This window comes from Corynebacterium amycolatum, from assembly GCF_016889425.1.
Lineage (GTDB): Bacteria > Actinomycetota > Actinomycetes > Mycobacteriales > Mycobacteriaceae > Corynebacterium > Corynebacterium amycolatum.
The window spans coordinates 478,104-495,006 of sequence record NZ_CP069513.1 but is presented as its reverse complement, the minus strand read 5'-3'; the positions used below and the strand labels follow the sequence as shown (position 1 = coordinate 495,006).

Annotated in this window: 16 protein-coding genes and 1 other RNA gene; 16 read left to right on the top strand and 1 reads right to left on the bottom strand. The window is 58.9% G+C overall.

What is annotated here, in order from left to right; genetic code table 11:
• The first annotated feature begins 160 nt into the window (after window positions 1-160).
• From I6J19_RS02230 to I6J19_RS02210, 5 genes are all read left to right on the top strand, one after another.
• Complete coding sequence (locus I6J19_RS02230; RefSeq protein WP_187402535.1) at window positions 161-340, top strand: helix-turn-helix domain-containing protein; 180 nt, start codon at window positions 161-163, stop codon at window positions 338-340.
• A 34-nt stretch (window positions 341-374) separates the two neighbouring features.
• Window positions 375-515 (top strand): hypothetical protein, encoded by a 141-nt coding sequence (locus I6J19_RS02225; RefSeq protein WP_187402536.1) that lies wholly within the window; start codon window positions 375-377, stop codon window positions 513-515.
• A gap of 369 nt (window positions 516-884) precedes the next feature.
• The gene (locus I6J19_RS02220) at window positions 885-1,076 is read left to right on the top strand and encodes a hypothetical protein (protein WP_187402537.1); all 192 of its coding nucleotides are present in this window, start codon (window positions 885-887) and stop codon (window positions 1,074-1,076) included.
• Window positions 1,076-1,663, top strand: a complete 588-nt coding sequence (locus I6J19_RS02215; protein WP_187402538.1) for a hypothetical protein — start codon at window positions 1,076-1,078, stop codon at window positions 1,661-1,663. Before I6J19_RS02220 ends, I6J19_RS02215 begins: the two co-directional genes overlap by 1 nt.
• A gap of 140 nt (window positions 1,664-1,803) precedes the next feature.
• Entirely contained in the window at window positions 1,804-3,315 is a 1,512-nt protein-coding gene (locus tag I6J19_RS02210; RefSeq protein ID WP_187402539.1) for a DNA primase family protein, read from the top strand.
• Between the two features lie 488 nt (window positions 3,316-3,803).
• Here the strand turns inward: I6J19_RS02210 and I6J19_RS02205 are convergent, their stop codons facing one another.
• Window positions 3,804-4,028, bottom strand: a complete 225-nt coding sequence (locus I6J19_RS02205) for a hypothetical protein (RefSeq protein WP_187402540.1) — start codon at window positions 4,026-4,028, stop codon at window positions 3,804-3,806.
• Window positions 4,029-4,380: 352 nt separating this feature from the next.
• Here I6J19_RS02205 and I6J19_RS02200 point away from each other — a divergent pair, with 352 nt between their 5' ends.
• The 11 genes from I6J19_RS02200 (at window position 4,381) to recR (ending at window position 16,890) form a co-directional block, all read left to right on the top strand.
• A complete protein-coding gene (locus I6J19_RS02200; protein ID WP_239122793.1) occupies window positions 4,381-5,721 on the top strand; it encodes an extracellular solute-binding protein in 1,341 nt (446 codons plus the stop codon).
• Entirely contained in the window at window positions 5,722-6,639 is a 918-nt protein-coding gene (locus I6J19_RS02195) for a carbohydrate ABC transporter permease (protein ID WP_038627341.1), read from the top strand.
• A gap of 12 nt (window positions 6,640-6,651) precedes the next feature.
• Window positions 6,652-7,491 carry a carbohydrate ABC transporter permease gene (locus I6J19_RS02190; RefSeq protein WP_167836000.1) on the top strand — a complete coding sequence of 280 codons (840 nt, stop codon included), beginning with the start codon at window positions 6,652-6,654 and terminating at the stop codon, window positions 7,489-7,491.
• 18 nt (window positions 7,492-7,509) lie between these two features.
• Window positions 7,510-8,667, top strand: coding sequence for an ABC transporter ATP-binding protein (locus tag I6J19_RS02185; protein WP_038627345.1), 1,158 nt, complete (start codon window positions 7,510-7,512; stop codon window positions 8,665-8,667).
• Between the two features lie 56 nt (window positions 8,668-8,723).
• Window positions 8,724-8,818: signal recognition particle sRNA small type (gene ffs / locus I6J19_RS02180), an RNA gene on the top strand.
• Window positions 8,819-9,147: 329 nt separating this feature from the next.
• Complete coding sequence (locus I6J19_RS02175) at window positions 9,148-10,617, top strand: SulP family inorganic anion transporter (RefSeq protein ID WP_038627347.1); 1,470 nt, start codon at window positions 9,148-9,150, stop codon at window positions 10,615-10,617.
• Window positions 10,618-10,742: 125 nt separating this feature from the next.
• The gene (locus I6J19_RS02170; RefSeq protein WP_187402557.1) at window positions 10,743-12,014 is read left to right on the top strand and encodes an aspartate aminotransferase type Ic; all 1,272 of its coding nucleotides are present in this window, start codon (window positions 10,743-10,745) and stop codon (window positions 12,012-12,014) included.
• Between the two features lie 34 nt (window positions 12,015-12,048).
• On the top strand, window positions 12,049-12,774 hold the full coding sequence (locus I6J19_RS02165; RefSeq protein WP_187402542.1) for a suppressor of fused domain protein: 726 nt from the start codon (window positions 12,049-12,051) through the stop codon (window positions 12,772-12,774).
• A gap of 30 nt (window positions 12,775-12,804) precedes the next feature.
• Window positions 12,805-15,789 (top strand): DNA polymerase III subunit gamma and tau, encoded by a 2,985-nt coding sequence (locus I6J19_RS02160; protein WP_038627353.1) that lies wholly within the window; start codon window positions 12,805-12,807, stop codon window positions 15,787-15,789.
• A gap of 113 nt (window positions 15,790-15,902) precedes the next feature.
• Window positions 15,903-16,226 (top strand): YbaB/EbfC family nucleoid-associated protein, encoded by a 324-nt coding sequence (locus I6J19_RS02155; RefSeq protein WP_005511884.1) that lies wholly within the window; start codon window positions 15,903-15,905, stop codon window positions 16,224-16,226.
• Between the two features lie 37 nt (window positions 16,227-16,263).
• A complete protein-coding gene (gene recR, locus I6J19_RS02150) occupies window positions 16,264-16,890 on the top strand; it encodes a recombination mediator RecR (protein ID WP_038627355.1) in 627 nt (208 codons plus the stop codon).
• Window positions 16,891-16,903 lie beyond the last annotated feature (13 nt).

The following is a 16,903-nucleotide window of genomic DNA, read 5'->3' as shown; positions in this document are numbered from 1 at the left end:
AAGTCATTACCTTCGACACATCACTTCGATTCAGTGCGTGCCCACCACGTAAGGGGGTAGCGACCCGTTTGGATGATCACCCCACTTAGAGCCAGCTACAGCCACCAAAGCAATACAAGGAAGAGTGAGAACGAGTAGTTAAGAAAGAGAGAAAATCTAAGTGGAAACATCATCTAAATGGGTTAAAGTTTCCGAAATTGCGAACGAATACGGCCTAACTAAAACAACCGTCTACAACCTCGTTCGTGACGGAAAAATCGAAGCTAGCTACATCACGAAACGACAGCTCCGCATCAACCGCGACTCTATGCAAGCGCACGTCAAAGCAAACGCCGCATAAGACAACCGCAACCACACAGATACGGAGAACCATCGTGATCAATATCAAGAAAATCGCAACCAGCGCCGGATACAACACAACTACCGGCACCGATCTCAAAGCAGAACCGGACACAATCAACCTGCAAGCCCTCAGCGACGATCTACGCGCATACGAGGATCTAACCGGCGAATAGCCCGCTGACGAACTGATCGAGCAGCACCTAACCGCCTATCAGTGGTGCCACACATGCAGCCACAAACCAGGCTCACCAGTTCGTAATGGCATCGCATGGCAAATCGGCCTAGACACCGGAACCTACGGCAACACCACCGAACTGCTACTAAGCCGCCGCCACCGCCGGCAGCTCCCTAACGTCCCGAAAGTCCGCGATTGGGAACTATTCGGCGCCGACGAATACCTAGCCCGGCGCCAATGCCGCGAAGAAAAGCGACGCAGCCAGGGCAACACTCAGCCGGGCGGGTTTTACGACTCATGGACACCACGCGACCAGCTCGAACGTTTCGGGTTCGTAGAGCCTGTCACAAGCGAACTGCTAGGCGCCGTGACCACGCACGACACCGGTAACGCCGTGAATTTCTGGCAGCGTAGCGACACCCCGGCCGTGGTGTACGTACAGACCACGACACAGGAAAAGGAGGGCGTAGCAGTCCCCTTAGACGGGGAAGATCTGTACTGGCTCGCTGAGGTTATCACGGAGATTCTGGCAGACCAGGGCGAGGGGGAGATTAGCTAGTGACCACAGCAAAAACCCCCGGTTGGGAAACCCGGGGGCTAAATAAAGAGCTAAAAGGTGCGCGTAGCAATTATAGCGTATCCCCGCCGGTAAAGCCTATGGTTTGGGAAACGTTAGCGGAAGAAGCCTTAGCGCTACTAGCGTCCTGCACTGCTGAAATGACCGTGTACGTAATCAATCAGCACAAACTTAACGCGCAGCATTTTCCCGCGCTCTACAAGCTGGCATACCTAGACATTTCCAAGCGCGCCCATGCCCTCGTAAAGAGCGGTAAACCGTTAGACCGTGTGGACATGGTGGAGGTCGGTCAATGGCTACAGGAACAGCAGGAACGCGCCGGAACGCAGGTGTGGCGACGTATCACCGGCAATCAACTGTTTTCCCCAGCCGTGCCGTATGGAATGGCGGAAACAGCGCTAATCGACCGCGCCGTAAAGGAGTTGAAGCAGCAACACAAATTCCAGTCGATTAACAACGTTCGGGAATACCTTACCGACTACTTGAACACCGGAGATCTTAAATACGCGATGTTGGCCGGGAACCGGCTCGCAGAGACGCTCAAAGACTGGAAAGAGGTGGCAGTATGATAAGCCCTTTTGAAAAATATCTACATGTCACTGAGATTAGAGATTGGGGTTATTTATACGCTTTGACCTGCTTTAATATGTCTCAATTCCGTATTGAGATTGGCTGAGATTGGGGGGTTGAAATGCAAGAAAAACTGTATGTGTTCAGCTCGTCTACCAGTCTCGATAATGCCGATGTACTCTACCGGCAGGTTTTTAAGGTTGATGGGTACGCCACTCTGTTCCGCAAGGAGTGCGGGGATTATTACTTGTGGTCTGATGGGGTTTGGGCTGACTGTCGTCGCAGTCGCGCGGAATCAGTACTAGCCAACCGGCTTGTTAATGCCCGTGTCCGCGCGATTCGGCCACCCTTGACGGGCGGGGGCGCAGGGTCGGCGCTCGATGATCCGCAGGAGCGGGAAGAGCAGCAGTCCCTAGAGTGGTCGGCGTCTAAGGTAGTCGCACTCGTTGACGGCATGGGGCAGCTCCACCCGTATGAAGAGCAGGATCTGGAAACCTCGCAGCGCTATATTGGTATGGCTAATGGCATGTACGACGTGGACACGGGGGAACTGCTGGACTGGTCTCCTCGGTTTGGTAATGAGTGGCGACTTCCGTTCGACTACCAACCCGAAGCTACGTGCCCAACGTTCGATAGCTACCTGGACTCGATAACGGAGGGCCTGCCACAAACGAAGAGGTTCCTACTGCAGTGGCTCGGCTATCTCGTATCCGGGCGGACGGACCTGCAAAAGGGTGTGTACTTGATGGGTGCAACCCGCTCGGGTAAGTCAACGTTCGCAGATGTATGCGCGGCATTGGTTGGGGAATCTAACACGGCGGCACCACGCGGAGACGTGGGGCAGTTCTCTACAAAGCAGTGGGAGGGTAAAAGCCTGGTGGCGTTTTCCGATGTCCGCAGCGTCAACGACCCCCGCAAGCTCGCTGAGATCCTGTTGCAGGTTATTGGCAATGATCGGGTGACCGTGGAGGGTAAAGGCAAAGATGAACGCACCGTTCGGCTCCATTCGCGGGTGATGGTCTGCTCCAATACTGCAATCCCTATTTACGATATTGCCGGGGTTGCCCAAAACAGGTTCATTGGCGTGTACCTGCCTATCTCATTTAGGGGCAAAGAAGATAGCGACCTGGGGCGGCGTATCGCGGCGGAAATGCCCGGCATTTTTAACCGCGCCCTCGATGGGCTGGCAGACCTCGAAAAGCAAGGAACATTCACTGAACCGGAACAACATGGCTACGTCATGGACCAACTGCGGATTGCAGGGTCAGCCGTTTCAGAGTTCTACAGCGAAGCGCTGGAAGCTGCTGGCATTGAGCATGTGCTGAGTGTGCAAGACATTAGAACCGCACTCGACGCATACCTCACAAGGCAGGGAATCACTAAGGTTCCACGGGAGGAAAAGACTCTCAACGGCATCGAAGGGCGCTGTGCCCAATTGGACTATGAAGTCTCCAAACCTAAAGACGATGACGGAAAGAGTTGGCGCTGTGTCTCGGGCGTGAAGTTCACAGCACAGTTCGCCACCTATCGCACGACCCACAGCGACAACGCGGAGCGTGCTCGAAACGCACAGGCGCGCAGGGGCGACAAACCCAACATGCAACCACGAGACGAAAAAGCCGGTCACCCCGCACAGCTACAGCTGAATTAGGGGTTTATCTCAGCAATCTTAGCGAATCTCAACCACTGAATACGCTGCATTATTGCAGTTCAGAGACGGTATCTAGGGGCTTATCTTCCAATCTCAGTGTTTTGCAAAATTCTCCACTGAAAAACACGACAACACCAGCCGGGGATAAGTCCTAACCCGTCCAACATTGATGAAACTGTCACGTGCCCAACTCGTTCCCGGGCGCACGCGCGCGCGGTATATAGTCCAGAAACAAAAGAGCGCTGTGGCTCGTTTTAAGCGCTTGGGGGCTACTTAGGTATGTGCGCTTATCGTTCAACGCTTTAGAAGTGATTTGTGAACAGGGGTTTTGCAGAGTTTTGGGCGGGGCACACCGTCTATCGCCTAGCGAGACGCTAGAGCCTACGCGCACCGGGCTAAACCACGGCAGGGGCGGGGTATAGGTGCACCGCGCGACAATTTCCCCTACGCCCCGGTATCAGCCCGGCGCGCCGGGCGGGTCTAGTGGGTTACTCAGCGTCCATGTGTTCCCGCATGGCTCGATTGAATACGTCGGCAATATCGGCGCCCGCGTTTCGGTCAATGCTGAGTATCTGGTCTGTGATGATCTCTAGGTGAGTATCGGTGATTGGTTCGCCCTCACCGGGACTTGGTACGCCTGGGAACATTGCGGCCATGAGAAGGCTGGATAGCCCCTCATAGATCCGTTCTGTGAGTGTTGGCTGAGTGTCCATAGTTGGGTTGGTTTCCTTTGGCTTTAGGCTGTCACGGACTGAGACTGTCACGAAAAGCTGTCACGCGACATGGTAAGCGGGTGAATAAGTGCCCCTCACCAGCGGAGGAGCGAAAAAGTGGCGAAATCCCACATCCTCCGCAGATTGAAAACCCCCGGTTATCGCCGGGGGTTTTCTTATGTTTTCAGCCATATACGCCACTCCGGAGTACAGTTAGTTTTGTACGTCGAAGCACGGAGTGGTCATTATGTTTAATAAGCGCCCGAGAATCCGAAGAGCCGGTCGAGACCGTACAGGTGCTCCTTTCGGCTCTTTAGGTTCTGGCCGGAAATTACGAGCTGCCATCGCGGCGGTGTCGGCTGTATCGCTCGCCACGCTGGCGGCGGGTTGTGGTTCGGAGGCTCAGCAGGATTCGGCGCCGGTACTGCGGATTATGGGTCCGGCGGATGGTTCGGATCAGTATACGCAGGCGGCGCAGAAGTGCTCGGATGCGTCGGGCGGGAAGTATCGCCTGGAGTATGACATTTCGGCGAAGCAGACGGATGATCAGCGTCTTCAGTTGGCTCGTCGCATTGTGGGCGGAGATTCCTCGTTCGACATAATGGGCCTTGATGTGACGTGGACTCCGGAGTTTGCGGAGGCGGGCTGGGCGCTCCCACTCCCGGAAGATATGGCCGAGCGCGTTACGGAGGGTACCCTGTCGGGTCCGTTGGATACGGCGACGTGGCAGGATCAGCTCTATGGTGCTCCGTTGAATACGAATACGCAGCTCCTGTGGTATCGAAAGTCGCTGGTAGATGGCCCGCCGAAGACGTGGGATGACTTAATCGCGACGGGGGAGAGGCTCGCCGATGAGGGCAAGCCGTCGATGATTGGCGTCCAGGCTGCCCAGTTTGAGGGCTCGGTGGTGTGGCTCAATTCGATGACAGCGTCGGCGGGCGGTCAGCTAGTCGCGCCGGATGGGCAGTCGGTCACAATTGCGGATAACGATGCCGCGGAGCGCGCCTTGAGCACCATGCATCGCGTGGCCACGGCGAAGGGGCATGACCCGTCGATTTCGCAGTCGGATGAGAACCAGGCTCGTCTGGCATTCGACCGCGGCGATGCATTTGCGCAGGTGAATTACCCATTTGTTTATGCCGGTGCGAAGGAGAAGGCGGAGTCGGGAAATCAGGTGGCCAAGGAGGTCTTCGAAGACATGGCCTGGACCACCTACCCGGCGATGGATGAGGGCACACCGGCGCAGGTCACGATTGGTGGCCTTAACCTTGCGGTGCCGTCGACGTCGAAGCACCCGGAGCTCGCTTTCGAGGCCATCGACTGCCTGCGCAATGAGCAAAACCAGCTCAACAACGCGTTGAAGGGTGGTCTGCCGCCGACGTTGGCGAAGCTTTACACGCAGGCCACGGATGAATTCAAGGAGGAATACCCGTTCTACCGCGAGATCTACGAGCAGTTGAACACGTTGGAGGAAGCCGATTCGGCTGAGCTGTCGCAGGAGGAGCGGGCGCTGTTACCGTCGCCACGCACGGCCGGTGTGGTGACGCGCCCGAAGTCCCCTGCGTACCAGTCGTTGTCGATTTTGATGGCGTCGCGCATTAGTCCACCGGAGGATGTTGATGCGAAGTCGCTGGTCGGCACGCTTGATGAGGAACTTCAGGCGGCCGTGAACTCGGAAGGCCTGGTGCCGTAAATGTCTGATAAATCTACGAAAACTAAGTCTGCGCTTTCCGACGGGCGCCGCGCCGAGCGTCGCCTCGGTCTGCTGTTGGTGGCTCCTGCGCTGATTTTGATGCTGGCGGTGACGGCGTACCCCATTGGGTACGCGATTTGGCTGTCGCTGCAGCGCTATGACCTGCGTTTCCCCGATGACCGCGAGTTTATCGGCCTGCAGAACTACGCATCCGTGTTGACCAGCAGTTATTGGTGGGAAGCGCTGGGCGTGACGGCGTTTATCACGCTGGTTTCGGTGGCGGTTGAACTGGTGCTTGGCATGGCTATCGCGATGGTGATGTACCGCGCGATTTTCGGCCGCGGCCTGATCCGCACGGTGGTGTTGATTCCGTACGGCATCGTCACGGTGGCGGCGGCGTACTCGTGGAATTACGCGTGGACGCCGGGGACGGGGTATCTCGCTAATTTGCTTCCCGACGGCACCGCGCCGCTGACGGAGCAATGGCCGTCGATATTTATCATTATCGGCGCTGAAATTTGGAAGACGACTCCATTCATGGCGCTGCTGCTTCTTGCGGGTCTGGCGCTGGTGCCTGACGACGCGCTGAAGGCGGCCGAGTTGGATGGTGCGGGTTTCTGGCAGCGCTTTTTCAGGATCACGTTGCCGCTGATGAAGCCATCGATTGTGGTGGCTCTGCTGTTCCGCACTCTGGATGCTTTCCGAGTGTTCGACAACATCTACATTCTGACCAAGGGCAATAATGGCACTGGTTCGGTGTCGATTCTGGGTTACAACAACCTGTTTAAGGCGTTCAACCTGGGTATTGGTTCAGCAATTTCGGTGTTGATCTTCGTGTGCGTGGCGCTGATTGCAATTGTGTTCGTCAAGGGCTTCGGGGCCTCGTCGCCAGGCGCGGCCACGGGCAAGAATAATTAGGAGGCGATTGCAGTGCACAACACGGATAAGACACCGAAGCAACGCGTCGCATGGACAATCGGCATCGCTTTGGTGGTCATTTACGCGCTGGTGCCGGTGCTGTGGATTGCCAGCTTGTCGTTCAAGCCGACAACCGATCTGCACGATGGCCACTTCATCCCGCGCAATTGGACGTTGGATAACTACCGCGGCATCTTCCAGACCAGTGAATTTACCCGCGCGCTGATCAACTCGATTGGTATTGGGCTGATCACAACGCTGCTGGCGGTAATTGTCGGCACGATGGCGGCCTACGCAATCGCTCGCCTGGAGTTTCCAGGCAAGTCGGTGATTTTGGGAGTCTCGCTGCTAATCGCCATGTTCCCGCAGGTCTCCCTGGTCAGCCCACTGTTCGACATCGAGCGCAAGCTCGGTCTGTTCGACACCTGGCCGGGCCTGATTCTGCCGTACATCACTTTCGCACTTCCGATGGCGATCTTTATTCTGTCCTCCTTCTTCCGGGAGATTCCCTGGGAGCTGGAGAAGGCGGCGCAAATGGACGGCGCGACCCCTTTCCAGGCATTCCGCCTGGTGGTGGCGCCGCTGGCGATTCCGGGAATTGTCACCGCTGCAATTCTGGTGTTCATCTTCGCGTGGAATGACTTCCTGTTGGCGGTGTCGTTGACCTCGACGGAGGCGGCACGTACGGCACCGGCGGCGATGGCGAACTTCACCGGCTCGTCGCAGTTCGAGGAGCCGACCGGTTCCATCGCGGCGGCCGCGATTGTCATCACCATTCCGATTGTCATCTTTGTGGTTATTTTCCAACGTCGAATTGTCGCTGGTCTTACCTCCGGCGCAGTCAAGGGCTAAAGAAGGTTAGAGCTAAAAATGGCTGAAATTGAACTAAAGCACGTGTACAAGCGCTTTCCTGATGGTCACATCGGTGTGGAAGACGCGAATCTCAAAATCGACGACGGCGAGTTCATCATCCTCGTCGGCCCCTCCGGTTGCGGTAAGTCGACGATGCTGAACATGATTGCAGGGCTGGAGGACATCTCCGAAGGTGACCTGCTCATCGACGGCGAGCGCATGAACGATGTCGCTCCGAAGGACCGTGATATCGCCATGGTGTTTCAGTCCTACGCGCTGTACCCGCACATGAACGTCCGCGAGAACATCGCTTTCCCGCTCAAGCTGGCAAAACTGCCGAAGAAGGAGATCGAGAAGAAGGTCAACGAGGCCGCCGAAATTCTCGATCTGACGGAGTTCCTCGACCGCAAGCCCGCGCATCTCTCGGGTGGTCAGCGTCAGCGCGTGGCGATGGGCCGCGCCATCGTCCGCCGACCGAAGGTCTTCCTCATGGACGAGCCGCTCTCAAACCTGGACGCCAAGCTCCGCGTCCAGATGCGCACCGAAATTGCCCAGCTGCAGGAACGCCTCAGCACCACCACTGTCTACGTCACCCACGATCAAACTGAGGCCATGACGTTGGGCGACCGCGTCGTCGTGCTGAAAAAGGGCGTTATCCAGCAAATTGGCGCTCCGCAAGAGCTCTACCACCGACCGGTCAACGTCTTCGTCGCCGGCTTCATCGGCTCGCCCGCCATGAACTTCCTGCCTGCCACTGTGCTTGACGACGGCCACAGCGTCGACACCGCCCTGGGCCACCTGCCACTCCCGGAAAAATTTGCCCCGGGCCGGAAGGCTATCGTCGGCTTACGACCAGAGGCTTTCGAAGACGCCGCCCTGACCGACGACAATTGCGATGCACCAACGGTCGAGGTCGAGGTGTCCGTCCTGGAGGCGATGGGCTCCGAGCAGTTCATCCACTTCCCACTCCCGGAAATTGATTTGAAGGGTCATGCCGCAGCTGAGGAGGCTGGCCTGGCGGATAACCCGCATGCCATGTTGGTGGCTCGAGTCGATGCGGAGTCGAATGTGCGTCGAGGTCAGAAGATTACGTTGGCCATCAACACGGACAAGTTGAATGTCTTTGATTCTGAGTCAGGTGAGAACTTGGCGTTGAAGGCTAAGAACCAAGACTAAAACTGTTGGCCTGGCAGTGGTGTGACTTTTTGTACGTAGCTGTAGTAGGCTGTCTTCACGGATCCCATGTGGCGTCCATCTCGTGAACTCCCCCAGGGCAGGAATGCAGCAAGGGTCAGCGAGCTCTGACGGGTGCGTGGGGTCCCCTTTTTTTATCCCCGGCGTTCTTCTGGCACTTGTGGCAAGGTTTCGGGCACTTGTCGACGGTTTCCTGTGACCTATCGATGTTTTTCGGCACTTATCCCCGCGATATTGGCCAGGCCATTTCACCTATCGATGAGCTATTCACTTATGGCCACGCTGCAGCGCATCGATAGGTGAATACCTTGGCCACAAGTGGTCGCGTTTCGCGTTCGCTGGTCTGGAAGAATACTGTGTATGAGCGATGCCAACGACATGCGAGTGCCACCGCAGGCAACACGAGAACCGCTAGAAACTCCAGAACCACAACAGCCACAGGCCCGAGAAGTCCCAGCGCCAATGGGCGTGTGGGATTCCTTCCGGTTCGCAGTTTCTTCACCGAAGCGCCTGCGCACCGAGCTGCTGGCTGGCGCAGCGGTGTCGTTCGCGCTGATCCCCGAGGTCATTTCGTTTTCCATCTTGGCGGGCGTGGACCCGGCGGTGGGGCTGTTTAGCTCGGTGATTATGGCCATCGTGATTGCCTTCACGGGTGGTCGCCCGGCCATGATTACCGCTGCCGCTGGTTCGGTTGCGCTCGTCGTCGCGCCGTTGTCGCGGACGTACGGGATGGATTACCTCATCCCGACGGTGTTGCTCGCGGGCGTGTTGCAGATTGCTTTTGCGGCGTTGGGGATCGCTAAGCTGCAGCGTTTCATTCCGCGTGCGGTCATGATTGGCTTTGTCAACGCGCTGGGCATCCTCATTTTCACCGCGCAGCTGGAGCATCTCATCGATGTGCCGTGGCTGGTGTATCCGCTGGTCGCTCTGGGTATTGCAATTATGGTGTTCCTGCCCCGCGTGTTCACCGCGATTCCGGCTCCGCTGGTAACTGTGCTCGTCGTCACGCTTGTTGCGGTGTTGGCGGATTGGCGCGTGCCGAACGTGAGCGATATGGGTGAGCTCCCGGAATCTCTCCCGCAGCTGCTGATTCCGAATGTGCCCCTGACCTGGGAGACTCTGCAGCTGATTGCGCCGTATGCGGTGGGCGTGGCGATTGTCGGCATCATGGAATCGCTGATGACGGCGAAGCTCGTGGACGACATCACCGACACGCATTCGGACAAGACCCGTGAGACGTGGGGACTCGGTGTCGCGAATATCGCGGGCGGTTTCTTCGGCGGTATCGCTGGCTGCGCGATGATTGGTCAGACGATGGTGGGTGTGAAGGAATCGTCGGGACGCACTCGCTTGACGACGCTCTTTTCCGGCGTCTTCCTGCTCATTCTGGTCCTTCTGCTCAGTTCCGCAGTCGGTGCGATTCCGATGGCGGCGCTGGTTGCGGTGATGGTCGTGGTGTCGGTGGACACGGTCGATTGGCGCTCGATTTCCCCGCGGACATTGCGCCTGATGCCGCGTTCGGAGACGGTGGTGATGCTGGTGACGGTCATCGCCACGCTGGCGACGGATAACCTCGCCATCGGCGTAGTTTCGGGTGTGGTCGTGGCGTCGCTGATGTTCGCGCGCCGTGTCGCTCACCTGGTCAGGATCGAAGTGCTTGACGACGACCCCAGCGCCCACTCCCGGACGTACAAGGTGCGGGGTCAGCTGTTCTTCGCCTCCAGTAACGACCTGGTGTACCAGTTCGACTACACCGACCCTGCGCAGCGCATTGTGATCGACATGTCGGAGGCCGAAATTTGGGATGCTTCCACGGTGGCGGCATTGGATTCGGTGCGGGTCAAGTTTGCTGACCGGGGCAAAGAGGTGGAAATTATCGGCTTGGAGGGGCCGAGTAAGCAGCGTCTGGATGCTCTGTCGGGGAAGTTGTAGAAATCCCAATCCGGAGTATGCCTTACACTTAGTTGCAAAGCCAGATGCGGCGCGGGGAAAAGGTTTTCCGTGCCAGGTTTGTCAGGTTTTAACTTATGTCCGATACCTGGGAGGGTGCGTACACCATGGCCGTGGATTCCTTTGATGTTCAGCAGTTGGCGGCACACAAGGATGAGTTTGCGAAGGCATATGAGGAACTGAAGTCCCGTAACCTCGCACTGAATTTGACTCGCGGTAAGCCGTCGTCGGAGCAGCTTGATTTCGCGAATGCCCTGCTGGGTCTCCCGGCGCCGGATTACATTTCGGTTTCTGGGGAGGACGTCCGCAATTACGGCAACGCCAAGGGTATTACTGATATCCGCGCTATCTGGGCGGAACTGATGGATCTGCCGGTGGAAAACGTCCTGGCACAGGATGCTTCCAGCCTGAACATCGAGTTTGACCTGATTTCGTGGGCCATGCAGTTCGGCAACGTCGACTCGGAACGCCCGTGGAACGAGGAGCCGGTGCTTAAGTGGCTGTGCCCGGTTCCGGGGTATGACCGTCACTTTTCCATTACGCAGCACTTCGGCATTGAGATGATCCAGGTGCCGCTGAACGAAGACGGTCCGGATATGGATGTCGTGGAGAAGCTGGTTGCCTCTGACCCGCAGATTAAGGGCATGTGGAATGTCCCGATGTTCTCGAACCCGACGGGCGTGACCTACAGCGCTGAGGTCTGCCGTCGTCTGGTTGAAATGGAAACCGCTGCTCCGGATTTCCGTCTGATGTGGGATAACGCCTACATGGTTCACACGCTGACGGATGAGTTCCCGGAGATTCACAACGTCATTAAGTGGGCGGAAGAGGCGGGCAATCCGAACCGCGTGTGGGCATTCGGCTCGACCTCGAAGATCACCTTCGCTGGTGCCGGCGTTGCTTTCTACGCTTCTTCGGATGCCAACTTGGAGGATTACCTCAAGCACGCTGGTATCCGCGGCATTGGCCCGAACAAGGTCAACCAGCTGGCTCACGCCAAGTTCTTCGGTGACGCGGAGGGTGTGCGCGAGCAGATGCGCCGTCATGCCGGGTCGCTGGCTCCGAAGTTTGAGAAGGTTCTGCAGATTCTGGATGAGCGCCTGACGGAGTACGGCGTGGCAGAGTGGTCGAAGCCGACCGGCGGTTACTTCATCAACCTCGACGTGGTTGATGGCACCGCTCGTCGCGTGGTGGAGCTGGCTAAGGAGGCCGGTATTGCGCTAACCGGTTCTGGTTCTTCCTTCCCGCTGAAGCAGGATCCGAATGACCGCAACATCCGTCTGGCACCGTCGCTGCCTCCGATGGAGGAGCTCGAGGTCGCTATGAACGGCGTCGCTACCTGTGTGCTGCTCGCCGCCGCCGAGAAGGCGACTGCCTAGGCCAAGCAAGCCAGGTAGGTCGGGATAGGACTGTATGAACTTCGAAGAGACGAAGTTTTGGGTCTCCGGGCTTTTCCCCGGAGACCCCCAGGTCGGCGAGTATGTGACGGAGCTGCCGGCCAGTGGTCGGCACGGGCAGGAACACGATTCGGCACCGCTTCGGGTCGCTGAGTTCTCGCTTTACGACGAGCCGGAGTGCCAAGCGAACGAGCGTCGTCCGGAAACGGCAGCCGCCACGGTGGAGTTGGGTCGCAACTACTGTGGCCTGACCGGCGCAGCGGAGACCGATATCCGTGTGGAACTTTTCGCCGTCGCCTACGCGGACTTTCCCGTGGCCACCATGGTCGCGGCCGCGGGAGCGCTGGTGGAGGAAGAGCCGGAGTTTCTCTCGCCAATTCCGGGCCGTGTCATCCCGAATGCGGTGCGGCTGGTGTCCGATCGGGTTGCCGAGGTAGGGGAGTCGTCGTCAAGCACTGCCTTTACCGTGGTGCACGTGCTGTGCACGGTACCGTACGTGTGGAGCGACGGGGTGCCGAATGTGTCCGAGATGCCGGGCAAAATCAGCCTGCATGAGGGCGATGTGGAGTCCCCGCAGGGGCGCATGACCACGATGACGCAGCTGGTGCCGATCACGGATGCGGAGCTGGAGTTTTATGAGCAGCAGGGTCCGCAGGCGCTGATGCAGAAGTTGGCCGAAGTGGATGCTGACCTGCGGGATTGGTGCCGTGAGTCGGTTGTTTCCCAGGAGGGTTCGAACTAGCCGATCCGGGGTGGAAGGTAGGCTGAGCACGTGGCTCTGTATAGGAAGTATCGTCCGGCATCGTTCGCCGAAGTGGTGGGGCAGCGGCACGTAACTGACCCGCTGTCGGCGGCGTTGGAATCTCGGGATGCGCAGGGGCGTCCCAACCGCATTAACCATGCGTATTTGTTTTCCGGGCCGCGTGGCTGTGGCAAGACCTCGTCGGCGCGCATTATGGCGCGCAGTTTGAACTGTGCGGAGGGGCCGACGGCCACACCGTGTGGTCAGTGTGCGTCGTGTCGTGCGTTGGCGCCGGGTGGCCCGGGCAATTTGGACGTTATTGAGCTGGACGCGGCTTCGCACAATGGTGTGGAAGATATGCGTGAGCTGCGGGAAAAGGCTATCTTCCAGCCGGCGGAGTCGCGCTACCGCATCTTCATTATTGATGAGGCGCATATGATTACCGCCTCGGGTTTCAATGCGCTGTTGAAGATTGTGGAGGAGCCGCCGGAGCACCTCATCTTCATTTTTGCGACCACGGAGCCGGAGCGTGTGCTGCCGACGATTCGCTCCCGTACGCATCACTACCCGTTCCGGTTGCTGACTCCGCCGGATATGCGCGGGTTGCTTGAACGTGTGGTGACGGCCGAGGGCGTGCAGGTGGACCCGGACGTGTATCCGCTGGTCATCCAGGCCGGTGGTGGTTCGCCGCGTGATTCGCTGTCGATTATGGATCAGTTGATCGCTGGCTCTGGCACCGATGGCGTGGATTATGAAACTTCTGCGGCCATTCTCGGTGTCACTGACAGCGTGATTATCACGGATGCGATCGAGGCGCTGGCAGCTGGTGATCGCGCGGCCATGTTTAGTGTGGTCGGGCGTGTGATTATGTCGGGTCAGGATCCGGCGCGGTTTGCCTCGGATCTCCTTGGACGGGTGCGTGATTTGCTGGTGCTCTCGGCGGTGCCGAATGCGCTGGAGCAGGGTCTTGTGGAGATTCCGGAGAGCCAAATCGACGGTGTGCTGGAGCAGGCCGGAAAGATTCCTCCGGCTACCCTGACGCGCTTCACGCAGGTGCTCTCTGATGGTCTGCGGCACTTCCGCGGCGTGACGTCGCCGCGTTTGCTGCTCGAGGTTCTCTGTGCGCGCATGCTCCTGCCCGCCACCGAAGACTCCGTGGAGTCGCTGCTGCAGCGCGTAGAAGCATTGGAGCACGGCAGGCCCGCGCTTGCCGACGGTTCGGGGGCTGCAACGCCCGCAGCGGCACCGGTGTCTTCCGATGCGGGTGCGGCTGAAGCGTCGCCGATGCAGTCTGGCCAGTCGGCTCGGGAGGCATGGCGTCAGCGGAATGCCCAGCGGAAGAAGGGTGCGCAGTCGGTTTCGGTCACTCAGCGCGGACGTACTGAGCAAGCAGCGCATGTGCCGTCCCAGGCACAGCCAGAACCCCAGCCGGAACCGCAGCCTAAGGTTCAGTCGGAACCCGTTGAGCAGCAATCGGCGCCAGCGGCAGCGGTGTCGCAGGAGTCGGTAACTGAGCCGAAGCCTGCACCAGAAGCACCTACTGCGCCCGCTGAGCAGCCTGAGCAGCCTACGCAGGCTACGCCGGCCGAATCAGTTGAGCAGTCACAGCAGACCGAACAACTGCAGCAGCCGGAATCGGCTGAGCAGCCGTTGTCCGAGGAAGAGGCTCAGGCAGAGAAGATTCGTGAGTTCCGTCGGAAGATGGCGGAGCATGCCCGGATTAGCGAGCAGCAGACTCGGGCGCAGCTTGCACAGGAGCGTGAGCAGCAGACTCGTGAGCGTGAGGGTGAAGGCGGCTCGATGTCGATTGTCGAGGAGGAGCCAGTTGTCTCTTCCTCGCCAACGCACTCTGAACAGCCAACCCAGCCGACTCAGGCCGCACAGTCTGAACAGCCAACCCAGCCCGAGCAATCAGCCGAGTCGGCACGGCCAACTCAGGCCGCCCAGCCCGAGCAGCCTGAACAGCCAGTTCACAAGCCGGAACCAGAATCGCAGCCGGAGCCCGAACCTGCACCCGCTCGTATCGAGCAAATCCGCGAGCGCTGGCAGGACATCCTTGCAGCTGTTGACGGCCCGCACGCGTTCCCCATTCGCGTGCTAGCTGAACAGGCAGTGCCACTCGATGTCGAAAATGACAGGCTCATCATCGGGCACAGCACAGGAGCGCTCGCTACCAGGCTAAACACACCGGATTACGCACAGGCACTGTCCGCTGCCGTGAAGCAGGTGACGGGCTTCAATGGTCAGGTGCACTGTGTCGTCGGTACGCGCCCGCGCGCACCGCGGTCAACAGCTACGAGTGGTGTTGCTGGGGAGGATGATTCGTCGTCAAGAGGTTCGTCCTCGCCGAACGACACCGCCCCTGCACCGACACCAGCAGCGCCAGCGCAACCAGAGACATCTGAGCAGCGGGAACAGCAGACGCAGTCAGAGCCAGCACCGCGCCCGCAGCGATCGTCGGCCTACGCGTCTGTTGCTGAGCGCCGCGCAAAAATCGAGGCTGCCAAGCGTGCTGCGATGGGGCACCAGGCAGGTCACGACCAGCCAGCGCAGCCACATCAGCAAAGCCAGCCAAATCAACCAGCTCAGCCAAGCCAACCGACTCAGCCGAACCCGAACTCGGTCCATCAACAGCCGCAACAGCAGCCAAACCAGCCGCAGCCGCAGTCGTTCCTGCGCGCGGCGCAGGCCAACGCCCAGGCAAATGCCCAAGCTCAGGCCAATCAGGATTCGGGCTTCGGCGGCGTCCCGCTGCCGCCAGAACCGATGGAGGAGTTCGCTCCACCAGAGGGCGCAGAGGGCGCAGGGGGCTACGGCTTGCACACCCCGTCCAACGCCAACACCACCTACAACCCGGTTTCCCAAAACCCGCAGGACAACAACTACGAAGAGGACACCTCCGAGTATTTCGAGGCCGCGAACGAGGTCGGGTCGCTCGATCACCGTTCGTTAAAGGACGTGGTCATGGAGATGCTGGAAAAGGAGCTGGGAGCCAAACCGCTCAATGACCGTTAGAGCCGTTAGAATGGGGCGGCGATGCGCGTCGTAAAGCAAGGGCGATGAGCCTTTAAGCGTGCGCGTAACTATAAATCAGCACGTAAAAAGCACAATAGTTAGGAAAGTTAGTTATGACTCAGCCAGATATGAACGCAATTCTGCAGCAGGCACAGCAGATGCAGGCGCAGCTGCAGGCAGCACAGCAGGAGATCGTCGCCTCCACCATCGTCGGTGAGGCCGGTGGCGGTCTGGTCAAGGTGACTATGCAGGGCTCGGGCGAGGTCACGGACATCGCCATTGATCCGAAGGTCGTAGACCCGGAGGATGTCGACGGGCTGCAGGACCTGGTCCTCGCAGCTTTCCAGGACGCTACCGCTAAGGTGCAGTCGCTGGCAGAGCAGAAGATGGGCCCGCTGTCCCAGGGCTTCGACGGTCTCGGTGGCCTCGGTTTCTAAATTAGCTTTTCAGACCAGTAATTGTAGGTAATTATCATTGTTCGAGGGACCACTCCAAGATCTCATTGATGAGTTCTCGCGCCTGCCGGGCATCGGCCCGAAGTCAGCTCAGCGTATCGCTTTCTACTTGATGAAGGCGGAGCCGGAGGACATCGGGCGACTCCAATCCGCGCTGGGGCGGGTGCGCGAGGGTGTGCAATTCTGCCGGGTCTGCGGCAACATCTCGGAAAGCGACGTGTGCCAGTACTGCTCGGACACACGCCGCGACCGTGGTCTGGTGTGCGTCGTTGAAGAGGCGCGCGATATCCAGGCCATCGAGCGCACGGGGGAGTACAACGGTCGCTACCACGTGCTCGGCGGGGCGCTCGATCCGCTCGGCGGCATCGGTCCGAACGAGCTCAATATCCGCACGCTGCTGCAACGTATCGCCGGCGTGCTTGACGACGTCGACGAGACCGAGCCCCCCGAAATCCACGAGGTCATCATCGCGACTGACCCCAACACCGAGGGCGAAGCAACCGCGACCTATTTGGCCCGGCTGCTCCGGGACTTCCCGGATCTCGAGGTCACTCGGTTGGCCTCCGGCATGCCGCTCGGCGGTGACTTGGAGTTCGTCGATGAACTCACCTTGTCCCGCGCGCTGACGGGCCGGCTGAAGGTCTAGGCCCGCCAACCGG